The 17,852-nt window shown below is 63.7% G+C and carries 12 protein-coding genes and 3 rRNA genes; 11 read left to right on the forward strand and 4 right to left on the reverse strand.

Translation table 11 applies throughout. The features are described 5' to 3' along the window. Window positions 1–2: 2 nt before the first annotated feature. Window positions 3–1,790, reverse strand: a complete 1,788-nt coding sequence (locus K6L26_RS14780) for an ABC-F family ATP-binding cassette domain-containing protein (RefSeq protein WP_019344990.1) — start codon at window positions 1,788–1,790, stop codon at window positions 3–5. 154 nt (window positions 1,791–1,944) lie between these two features. Here K6L26_RS14780 and K6L26_RS14785 point away from each other — a divergent pair, with 154 nt between their 5' ends. From K6L26_RS14785 to K6L26_RS14795, 3 genes are all read left to right on the forward strand, one after another. After that, on the forward strand, window positions 1,945–4,938 hold the full coding sequence (locus K6L26_RS14785; RefSeq protein WP_019344991.1) for an acyl-CoA synthetase: 2,994 nt from the start codon (window positions 1,945–1,947) through the stop codon (window positions 4,936–4,938). 75 nt (window positions 4,939–5,013) lie between these two features. After that, entirely contained in the window at window positions 5,014–5,544 is a 531-nt protein-coding gene (locus K6L26_RS14790; RefSeq protein ID WP_036394106.1) for a hypothetical protein, read from the forward strand. Window positions 5,545–5,553: 9 nt separating this feature from the next. Further along, window positions 5,554–5,772, forward strand: a complete 219-nt coding sequence (locus K6L26_RS14795; RefSeq protein WP_036394364.1) for a Trm112 family protein — start codon at window positions 5,554–5,556, stop codon at window positions 5,770–5,772. Here the strand turns inward: K6L26_RS14795 and K6L26_RS14800 are convergent. From K6L26_RS14800 to K6L26_RS14810, 3 genes are read right to left on the reverse strand one after another with little or no spacing between them, the layout of a single operon-like run. Further along, entirely contained in the window at window positions 5,755–6,381 is a 627-nt protein-coding gene (locus K6L26_RS14800) for a TetR/AcrR family transcriptional regulator (RefSeq protein WP_064899601.1), read from the reverse strand. The genes K6L26_RS14795 and K6L26_RS14800 overlap by 18 nt on opposite strands. 6 nt (window positions 6,382–6,387) lie before the next feature. Then, entirely contained in the window at window positions 6,388–7,215 is an 828-nt protein-coding gene (locus tag K6L26_RS14805; RefSeq protein ID WP_076112219.1) for an ABC transporter permease, read from the reverse strand. Next, a complete protein-coding gene (locus K6L26_RS14810; protein ID WP_064899599.1) occupies window positions 7,140–7,925 on the reverse strand; it encodes an ABC transporter ATP-binding protein in 786 nt (261 codons plus the stop codon). Before K6L26_RS14810 ends, K6L26_RS14805 begins: the two co-directional genes overlap by 76 nt. A gap of 80 nt (window positions 7,926–8,005) precedes the next feature. On the opposite strand from K6L26_RS14810, the gene K6L26_RS14815 reads away from it, so the two are divergent. The 8 genes from K6L26_RS14815 (at window position 8,006) to K6L26_RS14850 (ending at window position 17,850) form a co-directional block, all read left to right on the forward strand. Further along, window positions 8,006–8,617 carry a DNA-3-methyladenine glycosylase gene (locus K6L26_RS14815; RefSeq protein ID WP_019344997.1) on the forward strand — a complete coding sequence of 204 codons (612 nt, stop codon included), beginning with the start codon at window positions 8,006–8,008 and terminating at the stop codon, window positions 8,615–8,617. A gap of 27 nt (window positions 8,618–8,644) precedes the next feature. Further along, window positions 8,645–9,931, forward strand: a complete 1,287-nt coding sequence (gene tyrS, locus K6L26_RS14820) for a tyrosine--tRNA ligase (RefSeq protein WP_230983339.1) — start codon at window positions 8,645–8,647, stop codon at window positions 9,929–9,931. A gap of 412 nt (window positions 9,932–10,343) precedes the next feature. After that, window positions 10,344–11,861, forward strand: a 16S ribosomal RNA gene (locus tag K6L26_RS14825). Between the two features lie 341 nt (window positions 11,862–12,202). Beyond that, window positions 12,203–15,324 (forward strand): 23S ribosomal RNA (locus K6L26_RS14830). A 153-nt stretch (window positions 15,325–15,477) separates the two neighbouring features. Continuing rightward, window positions 15,478–15,591 (forward strand): 5S ribosomal RNA (gene rrf / locus K6L26_RS14835). The 16S, 23S and 5S rRNA genes sit together here, the layout of an rRNA operon. Before the next feature lie 169 nt (window positions 15,592–15,760). Beyond that, window positions 15,761–16,612 carry a hypothetical protein gene (locus tag K6L26_RS14840; protein WP_076211363.1) on the forward strand — a complete coding sequence of 284 codons (852 nt, stop codon included), beginning with the start codon at window positions 15,761–15,763 and terminating at the stop codon, window positions 16,610–16,612. Between the two features lies 1 nt (window position 16,613). After that, a complete protein-coding gene (locus tag K6L26_RS14845) occupies window positions 16,614–17,615 on the forward strand; it encodes an HAD-IIA family hydrolase (RefSeq protein WP_221853298.1) in 1,002 nt (333 codons plus the stop codon). A 28-nt stretch (window positions 17,616–17,643) separates the two neighbouring features. Continuing rightward, the gene (locus K6L26_RS14850; RefSeq protein ID WP_019343816.1) at window positions 17,644–17,850 is read left to right on the forward strand and encodes a hypothetical protein; all 207 of its coding nucleotides are present in this window, start codon (window positions 17,644–17,646) and stop codon (window positions 17,848–17,850) included. Window positions 17,851–17,852: the final 2 nt, after the last annotated feature.

The raw sequence follows: 17,852 nt of genomic DNA on the forward strand, positions 1-17,852 counted from the left end.
GGCTACTCCAGCAGTTCGGACAGCTCCATCCAGCGCGCTTCGAGCTCGGTCACCTGAGCCTCCAGTTCGCGCAGCTCGGCGGTGAGCTTGCCGAGCCCGACGTGGTCGGACTGGTCGTGGGCGGCCAATTCGTCGTGCTTGCCGGAGATCCGGTCGGACAGCTTGGCCAGCGAGCGGTCGATCGAGGAGATCTCCTTCTCCACAGCGCGCAGCTCGGCACCCGACTTCGCCTGGGCCGGGGCGGTTTCGGGGCGTGGCGCAGATGCTGCCGGGGCAGCCTCGCGTTGCTCGGTCAACCTCAGGTACTCGTCTACCCCGCCCGGGAGGTGCCGCAGCCGGCCGTCGAGGATGGCGTACTGCTGATCGGTGACGCGCTCGAGCAGATACCGGTCGTGCGACACCACGATCAGCGTGCCCGGCCAGGAGTCGAGCAGATCCTCGGTGGCGGTCAGCATGTCGGTGTCCACATCGTTGGTGGGTTCGTCGAGCACCAGCACGTTCGGCTCAGAGAGGACCACCAGCATGAGCTGCAGCCGGCGGCGTTGGCCGCCGGACAGCTCGCCAACTCGGGTCGACAGTTGATCGCGCGCGAAGCCGAGCCGCTCCAGCAGTTGTGCAGGGGTGAGGTCTTTTCCGTCGACCTGATAGCTGGTCTGTAGCCGCCCGATCACCTCACGGACCATGTCGCCGGCTACCGCGTCGAGCTCGCTGGACTGCTGATCGAGGATCGAAAGGCGAACGGTCTTACCGCGTTTGACCCGGCCGGAGGTCGGTGTCACGGTCCCGGCGATGAGGCCGAGCAGCGTTGATTTGCCGGCTCCGTTGGCGCCGACGATTCCGGTGCGCTCGCCGGGCCCGATGCGCCATTCGATGTCGCGCAACACTTCTTGCTCGGATCCGGGGTACCGCACCGACACGTCGAGCAGGTCGATCACGTCCTTGCCCAGCCGCGCGGTGGCCAGCCGGGACAACTCGACGGTGTTGCGCAACGGCGGGACGTCGGAGATGAGGGCGTTGGCGGCGTCGATCCGGAACTTGGGTTTGGAGGTGCGGGCCGGAGCACCGCGACGCAACCAGGCCAGCTCTTTGCGCATCAGGTTCTGCCGCTTGGCTTCGATCGAGGCGGCCTGCCGGTCGCGTTCGACGCGCTGCAACACGTATGCCGCGTAGCCGCCCTCGAACGGCTCCACGATCCGGTCGTGCACCTCCCAGGTGGTGGTGGCGACTTCGTCGAGGAACCAGCGGTCGTGGGTGATCAGCAACAGCCCGCCGGCGCCCCGCGCCCACCGCTGCTTGATGTGGGCGGCCAGCCACGTGATGCCCTGGATGTCGAGATGGTTGGTCGGCTCGTCGAGTGCGATGACGTCCCAGTCGTCGATCAGCAGCGCGGCCAGTTGCACGCGCCTGCGCTGGCCGCCCGACAACGTCGATACGGGCGCGTCGAAACCGATGTCGGCCACCAGACCGCCGATCACGTCCCGGATCCGGGCGTCGCCGGCCCACTCGTGCTCGGGCCGGTCTCCGACCAGCGACCAGCCCACCGTGTGGTCCGGGTCGAGTGTGTCGGTCTGGTCCAGGGATCCGACGCGAAGTCCGCTGCGTCGCGTCACGCGACCGCCGTGCGGGGTGATGCGGCCGGTCAGCATGCCCAGCAGCGTTGACTTTCCGTCGCCGTTGCGGCCGACGATGCCGATCCGGTCGCCTTCGCTGACACCGACGGTGACCGAGTCGAACACCACCCCGGTGGGGTACTCCAGATGCAGGGTTTCGCCCCCGAGCAGGTGAGCCATCGCCGCCGACCCTATCGTTCGGCGGGGCCGGCACCGGCACCGCATGGGGCCGTCGCAGGCATGAGAGTGATCACGTCAGGGATTGGTTGCTGCTGTGCCATGATGACCACGTCAATCGGGGGTCGGGGCGAGTCGCGATGTGGGGAGCAGGCTGGTGGATTTCTCGGCAGTGACCAAGCCGGTCGAGCGGTTGCTGGCGACCGCGCAGAACGGTCTGGAGGTGCTGCGCTACGGGGGCTTGGAGACCGGTTCGGTCCCATCGCCTTTCCAGATCATCCAGAGCGTGCCGATGTACCGGCTGCGGCGGTACTTTCCACCCGACGTTCGCCCCGGTGCCCAGGATCCGCGTCCCCCGGTGCTGATGGTGCATCCGATGATGATGTCGGCCGACATGTGGGACGTGACGCGTGACGACGGCGCGGTCGGCATTCTGCACGCGGCGGGCATCGACCCCTGGGTGATCGACTTCGGCTCACCTGACAAGGTCGAGGGCGGCATGCAGCGCAACCTCGCCGATCACGTGGTGGCGTTGTCGGAGGCGATCGACATCGTCAAGGAAGTCACCGGTCGCGACGTGCACCTGGCCGGTTATTCGCAGGGCGGGATGTTCGCCTATCAGGCGGCGGCCTACCGGCGGTCCAAGGATCTGGCCAGCATCATCGCCTTCGGCTCTCCGGTCGACACCCTGGCCGCGCTGCCGATGAACCTGCCGGCGGGCGTCGCCGCCGGCGCGGCGGATTTCATGGCCGATCACGTGTTCAGCCGCATCGACATTCCGGGTTGGTTGGCCCGTACCGGTTTTCAGATGCTCGACCCGATCAAGACGGCTCAATCGCGGCTGGAGTTCCTGCGTCAGTTGCACGACCGCGAAGCGCTGCTGCCACGTGAGCAGCAGCGCCGATTCCTGTCGTCGGAGGGCTGGATCGCGTGGTCCGGGCCGGCGATCTCCGAACTGCTGAAGCAGTTCATCGCGCACAACCGCATGATCACCGGCGGCTTCTCCGTCCACGGTGATCTGGTGACACTGTCGGACATCGACTGCCCGATCCTCGCAGTGGTCGGCGAGGTCGACGACATCGGCCAGCCGGCAGCGGTCCGCGGGATCAAGCGGGCTGCGCCGGATGCGGATGTCTACGAATATCTGATCCGGGCAGGCCATTTCGGTTTGGTCGTGGGCTCGAAGGCTTCCAGTCAGACCTGGCCGACGGTGGCGCAGTGGGTGAAATGGCTTGGCGGAGAAGAGATGCCGGAAGGCGTCGTTCCGATGGAGGCTCAGCCGGCGGATCATCCCGAGGGTGGAGTGTCGTTCTCGACCCGCGTCACCCACGGAGCCACCGCGGCCACCGAGATGGCGTTCGGGGTGGCCCGTTCGGCGGCCGATGCGCTGGTCGCGGCGAACAAGAACGCCCGGACTCTGGTCATCGAGACGGCGCGGACCCTGCCGCGCCTGGCCCGGTTGGGTCAGGTCAACGATCACACCCGCATCTCGCTCGGCCGCATCATGAGTGAGCAGGCCCGCAGCGCGCCCAACGGTGAGGCGCTGCTGTTCGACGGCCGGGTCCACACCTACGAGGCGGTGGATCGCCGGATCAACAACGTGGTGCGCGGCCTGATAAACGTCGGGGTGCGCCAGGGTGCCCGGGTCGGGGTCCTGATGGACACCCGGCCCAGCGCGCTGGTCGCGATCGCGGCGCTGTCCCGGTTGGGTGCGGTGGCCGTGCTGCTGCCCGAAGCGGATCTGGCCGAGGCGGCCCGGCTCGGCGGCGTGGCCGAGATCATCGCCGACCCGAGCCACCTCGCCGTGGCCCGCGAACTGGACACCCGGGTGCTGGTTCTCGGCGGCGGTGAGAGCCGTGATCTGCATCTGGAGCAGTACGACGACGTCGATTCGATCGTCGACATGGAGAAGATCGACCCCGACGTCGTCGAGCTGCCGGGCTGGTACCGGCCCAACCCGGGCCTGGCCCGCGACCTGGCGTTCGTGGCGTTCAGTGAAGTCGGCGGTGAACTTGTGGCCCGCCAGATCACCAACTTCCGGTGGGCGCTGTCGGCGTTCGGCACCGCCTCGGCCGCCAACCTCGGCCGCGGCGACACGGTCTACTGCCTGACCCCGCTGCATCACCAGTCCGGCCTGCTGGTCAGCCTGGGTGGTGCGGTGGTCGGCGGTTCGCGCATCGCGCTGTCCCGCGGGCTGCAGCCCGACCGCTTCTTGCAGGAGATCCGGCAGTACGGCGTGACTGTCGTGTCCTACACCTGGGCCATGCTGCGGGAGGTCATCGACGATCCGTCGTTCTCGCTCACCGGCAGCCACCCCGTGCGGTTGTTCATCGGCTCCGGTATGCCTGCGGGCCTGTGGAAGCGCGTGGTCGACGTGTTCGAGCCGGCCCAGGTGGTGGAGTTCTTCGCCACCACCGACGGGCAGGCCGTGTTGGCCAATGTCTCGGGCGCCAAGATCGGCAGTAAGGGGCGTCCGCTGCCGGGCAGCGGCACCGTCGAACTTGCCGCCTACGACGCCGACGACGACCTGATCCTGGAGGACGACCAAGGCTTCGTCCGTAAGGCGGAGGCCAACGAGGTCGGCGTCCTGCTGGCTCATCCGCGGGGCCCGGTGGATCCCACGGCCGTGGTCAAGCGGGGCGTGTTCGCGCCGGCCGATACGTGGGTGTCCACGGAGTTCCTGTTCCGTCGCGACGAGGACGGTGACTATTGGCTGGTCGACAACCGTGGCGCGGTGATCCGGACTGAGCGGGGTCCGGTGTTCGCGACGAGCGTCAACGACGCGGTCGGTCGCCTCGACGCGGTCGACATGTCGGTGACGTACGGAGTGGAGGAAGCGGGGCGGCAGTTGGCGGTCACGGCCCTGGCGCTGCGGCCGGGCGGCAGCGTGCCGACCGCCGATCTGACCCACGCATTGGACGATCTGGCGGCGGGTTGCCCGCCCGACGTCGTGCACGTGGTGCCCGATATGGAACTCGGCGCCTCGTACCGTCCGCTGATCGGTCCGTTGCGGGCCGCGGGCATCCCGAAACCGGGTCGGCGTAACTGCTGGTACTTCGATGCCGATACAGGGACGTACAGGAAGCTGACGGCGGCCAGCCGCGCCGAACTCGTCGCGGGTGTCGCCCACGACGAGCCGGAAACGGATTAGGCCGGTTTGTCGGCGGCGTGCCGGGGTTGGACTGCGCTGTTACGCTCCGGCAGACGGCGAACGACTGGAGGATCGATGGCATCGGGATCGGGTAGGCACAGCTGGCGTCGGGTCGTCACCGGCGCGATGACGGGCGGTGCGCTGGCCGTGGGGCTGCTGGCGGGCGTGGGTGCGCCGACGGCCGCGGCGGATCCCGCCGAGCCGACACCCCAGGCAGATGCTCCCGCGCCCCGGCAGATGACGGCCGACGAAGCGCTGGCCATCATCGCCAAGGACTACGACACCGGCGAGGGCGGCGGACAGATCTCGACGCTCATCCACGACATCCTGAAGTTGCGTCAGCAGGGTTACAAGCCGTCGAACGCCAACCGCGAGGCGATCACCGAAGCGCTCGACAAGCGCCCCAATCAGGTACCGCTGATCAACGCGCTCAAGAGCACGTTGTCCTACCAGCGCAAGTTGCAGGCGCAGTCTCAGGCCCAGCTTCCGCAGCAGAGTGGTCTCAACCCCGGGGTGGGCCAGTTCCCGGGTGGCATCGCGCCCATTCCGGGCGGGGCAGGGGTGCAGCCCGGACCTAGTGGTGGCATCCAGATTCCGCTGGGCTAGCTTCACGTGGTGGTCGACGACAAGCTTCTGAGCATTCTGGTCTGCCCGCAGGACCGCGGGCCGTTGCTGCTCGCGGGAACGGACTGGCTCTACAACCCACGGCTGCGGCGGGCCTACCGGATCGAGGACGGTATCCCGGTGCTGCTGGTCGACGAGGCGGTGGCCATCGACGACGACACCGAGCATCAGCGGCTGCTGAACCTGGCGGGGTCAGGGGAGTCCGGGTAGTTCTCCGGTGAGGTAGCGCTGCAGGGTCGGTGCGATGGTTTCGACGATCTGCTCCACCGGCAACGTGGCGAAGGGCTCCAGTTCCAGGATGTAGCGCGCCATCGCGACCCCGACCAGTTGCGAGGCGACGAACTGGATGCGCACCCGCGAGCTACCGGGCGGGTTGTCCACCCGCGGCCCGATCTCGCCGATGATGACTTCCTGTAGGAACGACCGAACCAGCGATACGTCGTTACCAGCCAGGATCGAACGCAGGGTAGCCACGAAACCTTTGCCGATCTCGGAATCCCACAGCGGCAACAAGATTGACGGAAGGGTGTGCCCGATCTGCTCGACGGGCACCTGTTTCAGCTGCCCGATCACCGTCATGGGGTCGATCGGGATGTGAATCGCGGCGGCGAACAGTTGGGTCTTGGTGCCGAAGTAGTGATGCACCAGGGCCGCGTCCACTCCGGCGTCGGACGCGATGGCGCGAATCGATGTCTTGTCGATTCCGTTGCGGGCGAACAACTCCCGCGCACTGGCCAAGATCCGCTCACGTCGGTCCGACGGCCCGGCTGGGCGGCCCGGGCGTTTGCGTTCTTGGGCGGTATCGATGTCGGTGCTCATGGGTTCCTAAGGCGTTCGGCGGCGCAGAGTAGCCGCAGCCAGACACAATGCCACGACGGCGAACGCCACGACGATCGCGATGTCGCGGGCGGCAATCGCGGTCAGCTCAGGATGAGCACCGACCTGTTGTAGTGCTTCGAGCGCGTAGCTGGCGGGCAGAACGTTGCTGATCCACTGCAGCCACTCCGGCAGCGCGGCGCGCGGCACGATGATGCCGCACAACAGCAGTTGCGGTGCGATCACCACGGGCATGAATTGCACTGCCTGGAATTCGGTGCGGGCGAACGCGCTGCACAGCAGGCCGAGCCCGACGCCCAGTACGGCGTTGATGATCGCGATGAGGAACACCAGGATGGGGCTGCCGGCGGTGTCGAGTCCGAGGAACCAGAACGAGACGACGCAGGCGAGCGTGGCCTGGGCGGCGGCCGCGATCGAGAAGGCGGTTCCGTAGGCCGCGAGCAGGTCGAAGCGTCGCAGCGGTGTGGTCAGGATGCGCTCAAGGGTTCCCGAGACCCGTTCGCGCTGCATGGTGATCGAGGTGATCAGAAACATCACGATCAGCGGGAAGACACCGAGCATGATCAGGCAGGCGTTGTTGAACGGCGACGGATGCCCGGGCGGGTGCGGCACATTCTGGAACATGAAGTACATCAGGGTGATGATCAGGCTGGGCACCACCAGGATCATCGCCACACTGCGATGGTCGGCGGCCAACTGCCGCAGGATGCGTCCGGTCGTGGCCAGGTAGGCCGCCGGGCTCAGCCGGCTCGGTTGGTCGCGTCCGAGTCGCTGCGCCGGATGACGGTGAGAAACGCTTCCTCCAGGGACGTACATTCCGTGTCCTTCCGTAGCTGGTCGGGGGTGGTGTGGGCGAGCAGCCGGCCTTCGCGCATGAGCAGCAGGTCGCCGCAGTGGTCGGCTTCGTCCATGACGTGGCTGGAGACCAGCAGCGTGGTGCCGCGCCGCGAGAGCTCGTTGAACTGCTCCCACAAATCGACGCGCAGGACCGGGTCGAGACCGACCGTCGGTTCGTCGAGTACCAGCAGTTCGGGCTCGGAAACCAGCGCGCAGGCGAGCGAGACCCTGGTGCGTTGGCCGCCGGAGAGGTTGCCGCAGTAAGCGGTCCGGTGATCGTCGAGACCGACCGACCGGATGGCGTGGGCCGCCGAGTCGGCCGACGTGCCGTAGAGCGCGGCGAAGTACCGCACGTTGTCGATCACCCGGAGGTCGTCATAGATGGTCGGGTCTTGCGTGACGTAGCCGACGCGGTGTCGCAGCGGCGCCGAACCGGCCGGGTGTCCGAGCACCGTGACAGAGCCGGCCGCGACGATCTGGGTGCCCACGATGCTGCGTATCAGGGTGGACTTGCCGCAGCCCGAGGGGCCGAGCAGGCCGGTGATCGTGCCGCCGGCGATTTGCACGGTGAGGTCGCGGATCGCGGGCCGTCCACCCCGGTTGACCTGCAGTCCGGCGATGTCGATGGCCGGGGGAGCGTCCCCGGCCGGGAAACCTGCGGAGAATTCATCAACTGATGAAGTCATCATGTGATGAATACTGCGCTCGTACGCGGCCGGTGTCAACGACGGTTTTTGCGAAGTGCACAATCGCTCGGGTGGGCTTGCATATGGGCACCGAGCTGCTGGCCGGAGATCCCTTGCTCGCGGCCCGTCGACTGTTGGGGGCCGAGCTGACCGGTCGCGGGGTCAGCGCAGTCATCGTCGAGGTCGAGGCATACGGCGGTCCGGCCGACGGGCCTTGGCCGGACGCCGCGTCACATTCATTTCGCGGCGCCGGCGGGCGCAATCTCGTGATGTTCGGCCCGCCGGGCTATCTGTACACCTACCGCAGCCACGGTATTCACGTCTGCGCGAACGTGGTCTGCGGATACGACGGCGTCGCGGGAGCGGTGCTGTTGCGTGCGGCATCGGTGGATACGGGTGCCGACGTGGCCGCCGGCCGCCGGGGCCCGGCGATCCTGCCCGTCGCGCTGGCGCGGGGGCCGGGCAACCTCTGTTCTGCGTTGGGAATCACCATGGAGGACAACGGAATTGACCTCTTTGACCCGGACAGCCCGGTGCGGCTGAAACTGGGTGCGCCGGTGCCCGCCGTCGACGGCCCGCGAGTCGGGGTGAGCAAGGCGGCCGACCGTAGATGGCGCTTCTGGCTGCCCGGCCGGGGAGAGGTCTCGGCGTATCGCCGCAGCCCGCGTGCCCCCGCGCCCGGTGCCAGTGATTGACGCAGACCATGCGGCATGATCGTCGTCATGAGTATGGGAATCCTGGATGAGCTGGACTGGCGTGGCCTGATCGCCCAGTCGACCGACCGCGACGCGCTGGCCGATGACCTGGCCAAGGGACCCATGACGATCTACTCGGGGTTCGACCCGACCGCACCCAGCCTGCATGCCGGGCACCTGGTCCCGCTCCTCACACTGCGGCGATTCCAGCAGGCCGGGCACCGGCCGATCGTGCTGGCCGGCGGCGCCACCGGCATGATCGGCGACCCCCGCGACAGTGGGGAACGCACGCTGAACACCGCTGACACCGTCGCCGACTGGGCCGGTCGTATCCGCGGTCAGCTGGAGCGGTTCGTCGAATTCGACGACAGCCCGACCGGCGCCATCGTCGAGAACAACCTGACCTGGACTGGTCAGCTGTCGGCGATCGAATTCCTGCGTGACCTGGGCAAGTACTTCTCGGTGAACGTGATGCTGGACCGGGAGACGGTCCGGCGCCGGCTCGAGGGTGACGGCATCTCCTACACCGAATTCAGCTACATGCTGCTGCAGGCCAACGACTTCGTGGAGTTGTACCAACGGCATGGCTGCGCGCTGCAGATCGGTGGTTCCGATCAGTGGGGCAACATCGTGGCCGGTGCGCGCCTGGTGCGCCAGAAGCTCGGTGCCACCGTCCATGCCATGACGACACCGCTGGTCACCGACTCCGAGGGCAAGAAGTTCGGCAAGTCGACCGGCGGCGGCAACATCTGGCTCGATCCCGAGATGACCAGCCCATACGCCTGGTACCAGTACTTCGTGAACACCGCCGACGCCGATGTCGTCGGGTACTTGCGTTGGTTCACGTTCCTGTCGCCGGACGAGATCGCCGAACTGGAGGACGCCACCGAAAACCGTGCGCATGAGCGCGCCGCGCAGAAACGGCTGGCACGCGAACTCACCACCCTGGTGCACGGGGAAGGGGCGACGAAGGCGGTCGAGTTGGCCAGCCAGGCGTTGTTCGGCCGCGGCGAGCTGACCGACCTCGATGAATCGACTCTTGGTGCCGCCTTGCGCGAAGCCAGTAATGGTCAGGTAGCCGAGCTGAAGCCGGGTGGCCCGGATTCGATCATCGATTTGTTGGTGGGCACCGGGCTGGCGGCGAGTAAGGGAGCTGCCCGCCGCAACGTCGCCGAGGGTGGGGTGTACGTGAACAACAATCGGATCGAAAGCGACGAGTGGATACCACAGCATTCCGATTTTCTGCACGATCGTTGGCTCGTGTTGCGACGTGGCAAGCGGCACATTGCCGGGGTCGAGCGCGTGGGCGCGTAGCGCGACTGCAAGCGCTGCTCTGACCTGGGGAAACGTCGGAGCGACCAGGCGATTTGACTCGCTGTTAGCGCTCACGTAACTTATTCCAGGTCAGAGCGACACGGACAAGCGCCGGAGAGCGAAGACGAAATCCGAGAGAGACACCCATTACGGTGGGTCTTCTCACTGCCCGCAGAAGCTCAGCGGCTTTTAGCCGCGGAATTTCTGCGCGACAAACTCGGGCGTGTTGTTTGAGAACTCAATAGTGTGTTTGGTGGTTTTTGTTTGTTGTTTTTTGGCCATCTTGGTGGGGGACTCCCCGTCTTCCTGCCACGTGGGATGGTTTGTTTTTTTGATGCCAGTTTTTGGTGTCTTTTGTTTGTGATCGGATTTTTCTGATTCGAATTCTGCCTGTCTTTGGATGGGAAGTTTTTGTTTGGAGAGTTTGATCCTGGCTCAGGACGAACGCTGGCGGCGTGCTTAACACATGCAAGTCGAACGGAAAGGCCCTTCGGGGTACTCGAGTGGCGAACGGGTGAGTAACACGTGGGTGATCTGCCCTGCACTTTGGGATAAGCCTGGGAAACTGGGTCTAATACCGGATAGGACCACGCGCTTCATGGTGTGTGGTGGAAAGCTTTTGCGGTGTGGGATGGGCCCGCGGCCTATCAGCTTGTTGGTGGGGTAATGGCCTACCAAGGCGACGACGGGTAGCCGGCCTGAGAGGGTGACCGGCCACACTGGGACTGAGATACGGCCCAGACTCCTACGGGAGGCAGCAGTGGGGAATATTGCACAATGGGCGCAAGCCTGATGCAGCGACGCCGCGTGAGGGATGACGGCCTTCGGGTTGTAAACCTCTTTCAATAGGGACGAAGCGCAAGTGACGGTACCTATAGAAGAAGGACCGGCCAACTACGTGCCAGCAGCCGCGGTAATACGTAGGGTCCGAGCGTTGTCCGGAATTACTGGGCGTAAAGAGCTCGTAGGTGGTTTGTCGCGTTGTTCGTGAAAACTCACAGCTTAACTGTGGGCGTGCGGGCGATACGGGCAGACTAGAGTACTGCAGGGGAGACTGGAATTCCTGGTGTAGCGGTGGAATGCGCAGATATCAGGAGGAACACCGGTGGCGAAGGCGGGTCTCTGGGCAGTAACTGACGCTGAGGAGCGAAAGCGTGGGGAGCGAACAGGATTAGATACCCTGGTAGTCCACGCCGTAAACGGTGGGTACTAGGTGTGGGTTTCCTTCCTTGGGATCCGTGCCGTAGCTAACGCATTAAGTACCCCGCCTGGGGAGTACGGCCGCAAGGCTAAAACTCAAAGGAATTGACGGGGGCCCGCACAAGCGGCGGAGCATGTGGATTAATTCGATGCAACGCGAAGAACCTTACCTGGGTTTGACATGCACAGGACGCCAGTAGAGATATTGGTTCCCTTGTGGCCTGTGTGCAGGTGGTGCATGGCTGTCGTCAGCTCGTGTCGTGAGATGTTGGGTTAAGTCCCGCAACGAGCGCAACCCTTGTCTCATGTTGCCAGCACGTTATGGTGGGGACTCGTGAGAGACTGCCGGGGTCAACTCGGAGGAAGGTGGGGATGACGTCAAGTCATCATGCCCCTTATGTCCAGGGCTTCACACATGCTACAATGGCCGGTACAAAGGGCTGCGATGCCGTGAGGTGGAGCGAATCCTTTCAAAGCCGGTCTCAGTTCGGATCGGGGTCTGCAACTCGACCCCGTGAAGTCGGAGTCGCTAGTAATCGCAGATCAGCAACGCTGCGGTGAATACGTTCCCGGGCCTTGTACACACCGCCCGTCACGTCATGAAAGTCGGTAACACCCGAAGCCGGTGGCCTAACCCTTGTGGAGGGAGCCGTCGAAGGTGGGATCGGCGATTGGGACGAAGTCGTAACAAGGTAGCCGTACCGGAAGGTGCGGCTGGATCACCTCCTTTCTAAGGAGCACCACGAAAAGGGTTGAGACACTGGGTCTTACCCGAGCCGTGAGGAGTCTGTGCGCTGTAGTGGCGCCGGCTTGGTGCACAACAAACTTGTAGAACTGCCAGACACACTATTGGGCTTTGAGACAACAGGCCCGTGCCCCTTTTCGGGGGGTGGCATCCGGTTGCGGGTGTCGGCGTGTTGTTGCTCCGCTTTGGTGGTGGGGTGTGGTGTTTGATTTGTGGATAGTGGTTGCGAGCATCTAGCACGCAGAGTGTGGCGCCGGCCTTCGGGTGGGTGCCGCTTTTGTGTGTTGATGTGCAATTTCTTTTGAAACTCATTTTTGGTTTTTGTGTTGTAAGTGTTTAAGGGCGCATGGTGGATGCCTTGGCACTGGGAGCCGATGAAGGACGTTGGAGGCTGCGATATGCCTCGGGGAGCTGCCAACCGAGCGTTGATCCGAGGATGTCCGAATGGGGAAACCCGGCACGAGTGATGTCGTGTCACCCTGCACTGAATACATAGGTGTAGGGAGGGAACGCGGGGAAGTGAAACATCTCAGTACCCGTAGGAAGAGAAAACAAAATGTGATTCCGTGAGTAGTGGCGAGCGAAAGCGGAGGATGGCTAAACCGTATGCATGTGATACCGGGTAGGGGTTGTGTGTGCGGGGTTGTGGGACCTGTTTTTCCAGCTCTACCTGGCTGGAGGGTAGTGAGAAAATGTTGTGGTTAGCGGAAGTGGTTTGGGATGACCTGCCGTAGACGGTGAGAGCCCGGTACGTGAAAACCTGACATCTACCTTAATGGTGTTCCCGAGTAGCAGCGGGCCCGTGAAATCTGCTGTGAATCTGCCGGGACCACCCGGTAAGCCTGAATACTTCCCAGTGACCGATAGCGGATTAGTACCGTGAGGGAATGGTGAAAAGTACCCCGGGAGGGGAGTGAAATAGTACCTGAAACCGTGCGCTTACAATCCGTCAGAGCCCTCCTTCGTGGTGGGGTGATGGCGTGCCTTTTGAAGAATGAGCCTGCGAGTCAGGGACATGTCGCGAGGTTAACCCGGGTGGGGTAGCCGCAGCGAAAGCGAGTCTGAATAGGGCGTATCCGCACAGTAGTGTGTGGTGTAGTGGTGTGTTCTGGACCCGAAGCGGAGTGATCTACCCATGGCCAGGGTGAAGCGCGGGTAAGACCGCGTGGAGGCCCGAACCCACTTAGGTTGAAGACTGAGGGGATGAGCTGTGGGTAGGGGTGAAAGGCCAATCAAACTCCGTGATAGCTGGTTCTCCCCGAAATGCATTTAGGTGCAGCGTCACATGTTTCTTGTTGGAGGTAGAGCTACTGGATGGCCGATGGGCCCCACAGGGTTACTGACGTCAGCCAAACTCCGAATGCCGACAAGTCCAAGAGTGTGGCAGTGAGACGGCGGGGGATAAGCTCCGTGCGTCGAGAGGGAAACAGCCCAGATCGCCGGCTAAGGCCCCTAAGCGTGTGCTAAGTGGAAAAGGATGTGCAGTCGCGAAGACAACCAGGAGGTTGGCTTAGAAGCAGCCACCCTTGAAAGAGTGCGTAATAGCTCACTGGTCAAGTGATTGTGCGCCGATAATGTAGCGGGGCTCAAGCACACCGCCGAAGCCGCGGCAGCCATTTATGGCTGGGTAGGGGAGCGTCCTGCATCCGGTGAAGCAGCAGAGTGATCTAGCTGTGGAGGGTGTGGGAGTGAGAATGCAGGCATGAGTAGCGAATAGGCAAGTGAGAACCTTGCCCGCCGAAAGACCAAGGGTTCCTGGGCCAGGCCAGTCCTCCCAGGGTGAGTCGGGACCTAAGGCGAGGCCGACAGGCGTAGTCGATGGACAACGGGTTGATATTCCCGTACCCGTGTATGTGCGTCCCTGATGAATCCATTGTGCTAACCATCCAAAACCACCGTGACCAATCCCTTCGGGGTGCGGCGTTGGTGGGGCTGCGTGGGACCCCGGTGGGTAGTAGTCAAGCGATGGGGTGACGCAGGAAGGTAGCCGTACCAGTCAGTGGTTGTACTGGGGTAAGCCGGTAGGGCGAAACGTAGGCAAATCCGCGTTTCATACAGCCTGAGAGGTGATGCATAGCCGTTTGAGGCGAATTCGGTGATCCTATGCTGCCAAGAAAAGCCTCTAGCGAGGACATACACGGCCCGTACCCCAAACCAACACAGGTGGTCAGGTAGAGAATACTAAGGCGTACGAGTGAACTATGGTTAAGGAACTCGGCAAAATGCCCCCGTAACTTCGGGAGAAGGGGGACCCCCATATCGTCAAGGCTCTTGCGGCCGGCAGCGGGAGGGGGTGGCACAAACCAGTGAGAAGCGACTGTTTACTAAAAACACAGGTCCGTGCGAAGTCGCAAGACGATGTATACGGACTGACGCCTGCCCGGTGCTGGAAGGTTAAGAGGACCTGTTAACCCTTCGGGGTGAAGCAGAGAATTTAAGCCCCAGTAAACGGCGGTGGTAACTATAACCATCCTAAGGTAGCGAAATTCCTTGTCGGGTAAGTTCCGACCTGCACGAATGGCGTAACGACTTCTCAACTGTCTCAACCATAGACTCGGCGAAATTGCACTACGAGTAAAGATGCTCGTTACGCGCGGCAGGACGAAAAGACCCCGGGACCTTCACTACAACTTGGTATTGGTGCTCGATACGGTTTGTGTAGGATAGGTGGGAGACTGTGAAGCTCACACGCCAGTGTGGGTGGAGTCGTTGTTGAAATACCACTCTGATCGTATTGGGCCTCTAACCTCGGACCGTATATCCGGTTCAGGGACAGTGCCTGGTGGGTAGTTTAACTGGGGCGGTTGCCTCCCAAAATGTAACGGAGGCGCCCAAAGGTTCCCTCAACCTGGACGGCAATCAGGTGTTGAGTGTAAGTGCACAAGGGAGCTTGACTGCGAGACGTACATGTCGAGCAGGGACGAAAGTCGGGACTAGTGATCCGGCACCTCTGAGTGGAAGGGGTGTCGCTCAACGGATAAAAGGTACCCCGGGGATAACAGGCTGATCTTCCCCAAGAGTCCATATCGACGGGATGGTTTGGCACCTCGATGTCGGCTCGTCGCATCCTGGGGCTGGAGCAGGTCCCAAGGGTTGGGCTGTTCGCCCATTAAAGCGGCACGCGAGCTGGGTTTAGAACGTCGTGAGACAGTTCGGTCTCTATCCGCCGCGCGCGTCAGAAGCTTGAGGAAATCTGTCCCTAGTACGAGAGGACCGGGACGGACGAACCTCTGGTATACCAGTTGTTCCACCAGGAGCACCGCTGGATAGCCACGTTCGGACAGGATAACCGCTGAAAGCATCTAAGCGGGAAACCCCCTCCAAGACCAGGCTTCTCACCCTTTTAGAGGGATAAGGCCCCCCGCAGACCACGGGATTGATAGACCAGACCTGGAAGCCCAGCAATGGGTGCAGGGAACTGGCACTAACCGGCCGAAAACTTACAACAACCCACAAACACCAACTGTGTGGGTTTCAAGTAAGAACACACAACATGTCTCGCAACCACAATCCATAAACACCCACACACCTTGTGTCTGGAGTGCACCGCACCCCACCACCAAAACACAAAGGTTTACACTCAAAAACGAGTGAATAAAGTTACGGCGGTCCATAGCGGCAGGGAAACGCCCGGTCCCATCCCGAACCCGGAAGCTAAGCCTGCCAGCGCCGATGATACTACCCACACGGGTGGAAAAGTAGGACACCGCCGAACACACATTAAGACCCGAGCCCTCCAATCACCGATTGGAGGGCTCGGGCATTTGTTTACTCGCATTCAGTTGATATTCGAGCGATTACCCGCTGCGTTGGCGCTCACATAATTATGTCGGCCGTGGCCGCTGCCAGTATCCTTTGCGGGAAGGGCAGGTAGAAAGGCACACGTGGTCGGAGACAGACAAGGCGGCGCAGAGCGTCGTCCGCGGCGTGCATCGAACGACCGCGCATCGAACAATTCGGGTCACCACCGCTCCCGTGATCAGCGGGGACGGGATCAACGTGCCGGTGCCCCTCGCCATTCCGGACCGGGCCGGGCCCGTCAGGCCCAGCCCACCGAGGACGCCGAACCCCGTAACGACGGCCCGAAGTTGCCGGCCGATGTCGAGGCCAAGGAGTTGGCCCCGGACGTGCGTCGGGAACTGGTGACGCTGGACAAGGCCACCGCTGATTTCGTCGCACGGCATCTTGTGATGGCAGGCAAGCTCCTCGACGAAGATCCCGCGGCGGCACTCGCTCACGCCCGCGCCGCCCGCAACCGGGCCGGCCGGATCGCGGTGGTACGTGAGGCGGTCGGCATCGCCGCCTATCACAGCGGTGACTGGGCTCAGGCCCTTGCCGAACTACGGGCGGCCCGTCGGATGGGCAGCAAGTCGGCGCTGCTGCCGATGATCGCCGATTGCGAACGCGGTGTCGGCCGTCCCGAGCGCGCGTTGGAGTTGGCTCGCAGTGACGAGGCCGCCGCACTCACCGGTGACGACGCCGACGAGCTCCGGATCGTGACTGCCGGCGCCCGTACGGATCTCGGTCAGTTGGAACAGGCGTTGGCGATTCTGTCGACACCTCAGCTGGACCCGACCAGGGTCGGCCCGACGCCGGCCCGGCTGTTCTACGTATATGCCGACACTCTGCTGGCGCTCGGACGTACCGATGAGGCCCTGCAGTGGTTTGTTCACGCAGAGCAGGCAGACACCGATGGCATCACCGACGCGGAAGACCGGATCACGGAGCTTTCCTGACGTGACCACACTTGCGCGGCAACATGATTGCCTGCTGCTAGATCTTGATGGCACGGTCTTTCGCGGTCACCAGCCCACGGTAGGGGCACTTGAAAGCCTGGCCGGTTTGGATGCCCGGGTCCTCTATGTCACCAACAACGCCTCGCGTGCGCCCGAACAGGTCGCTGAGCACCTGCGTGAGCTGGGCTTCACCGCCGCGTCCGACGATGTGGTGACGAGCGCCCAGAGCGCGGCACATCTGTTGGCTGCCCATTTGCCGTCGGGGTCAACGGTTCTGGTGGTCGGCACGGATGCGCTTGCCGCTGAGGTCCGCAACGCCGGTTTGAACCCGGTCCGTACGTTCGACGAGAGCCCCGTCGCAGTGGTGCAGGGCCATTCGCCGGATACCGCGTGGCCCAATCTGGCGGAGGCCGCGCTGGCTATCCGGGCCGGAGCATTGTGGGTGGCCGCCAACGTCGATCTCACATTGCCGTCCGAGCGGGGGTTGCTCCCGGGTAACGGTTCGATGGTCGCCGCGCTGCGGGCCGCGACTGAGCAGGAGCCGCTGGTGGCCGGTAAGCCGCAGCCGACTCTGATGAACGATGCGCTGAGCCGGGGAAGTTTCGCAACCCCTCTCGTGGTCGGAGATCGCCTCGACACGGATATCGCCGGGGCAGTGGCAGCTGGGCTGCCGAGCCTGATGGTGCTCACCGGCGTCAGCACCGCCCGCGAAGCCGTGGCTGCTGTGCCCGCGGAACGTCCCGGTTATCTGGCCGCCGATCTGCGGGGCCTGCACGCCGATGCCGATGCCCTGCGCATCGGGCCGAGCCCGGCCTGGCGAATCGACGTCGACACCGGCACCGCCACGGTGTACGCCACCGGTCAGGAGCCGGTGGATGACCTGTCGGTGGTGCGGGCCACCGCACACGCGGTATGGCACGCGAACCTGGACCGGGCTGCGTTGACGGTGGCTGCCGGCGACGACACAGCGCGCCAGGCGCTGCAACGTTGGTCGTTGCTGTAGGCCGCCATCGACTAGCGTGAGTACCGCTATGAGTACCGATCCCGACCAGTTGCGTGCCCAGGTGGCAGAAGTCCTGGCAGGCGTGCCCGACCCGGCGGTGGACCCGTCCGCGCTCGAAGGCATGGACATCGACGTGGTGGCTGCGCGGCTCGAGCAGGCGCACGATCTGCTGGTGCAGGCTCTCGAATCTGTCGACAGGGGGCAGCCGGGCGGATCGCAGGCGGCCGAAAGGTGAGC

The organism is Mycobacterium farcinogenes, assembly GCF_019739075.1.
In the GTDB taxonomy this organism is placed as follows: Bacteria; Actinomycetota; Actinomycetes; order Mycobacteriales; family Mycobacteriaceae; genus Mycobacterium; species Mycobacterium senegalense.

Excerpts from the sequence above, each read along its gene's own strand:
- K6L26_RS14780 (WP_019344990.1), bottom strand. The coding sequence starts at position 1,790 with ATGGCTCACCTGCTCGGGGGCGAAACCCTGCATCTGGAGTACCCCACC.
- K6L26_RS14810 (WP_064899599.1), bottom strand. The coding sequence starts at position 7,925 with ATGATGACTTCATCAGTTGATGAATTCTCCGCAGGTTTCCCGGCCGGG.
- K6L26_RS14805 (WP_076112219.1), bottom strand. The coding sequence starts at position 7,215 with ATGTACGTCCCTGGAGGAAGCGTTTCTCACCGTCATCCGGCGCAGCGA.
- K6L26_RS14815 (WP_019344997.1), top strand. The coding sequence starts at position 8,006 with ATGGGCACCGAGCTGCTGGCCGGAGATCCCTTGCTCGCGGCCCGTCGA.
- tyrS (WP_230983339.1), top strand. The coding sequence starts at position 8,645 with ATGAGTATGGGAATCCTGGATGAGCTGGACTGGCGTGGCCTGATCGCC.
- K6L26_RS14850 (WP_019343816.1), top strand. The coding sequence starts at position 17,644 with ATGAGTACCGATCCCGACCAGTTGCGTGCCCAGGTGGCAGAAGTCCTG.
- K6L26_RS14790 (WP_036394106.1), top strand. The coding sequence starts at position 5,014 with ATGGCATCGGGATCGGGTAGGCACAGCTGGCGTCGGGTCGTCACCGGC.
- K6L26_RS14800 (WP_064899601.1), bottom strand. The coding sequence starts at position 6,381 with ATGAGCACCGACATCGATACCGCCCAAGAACGCAAACGCCCGGGCCGC.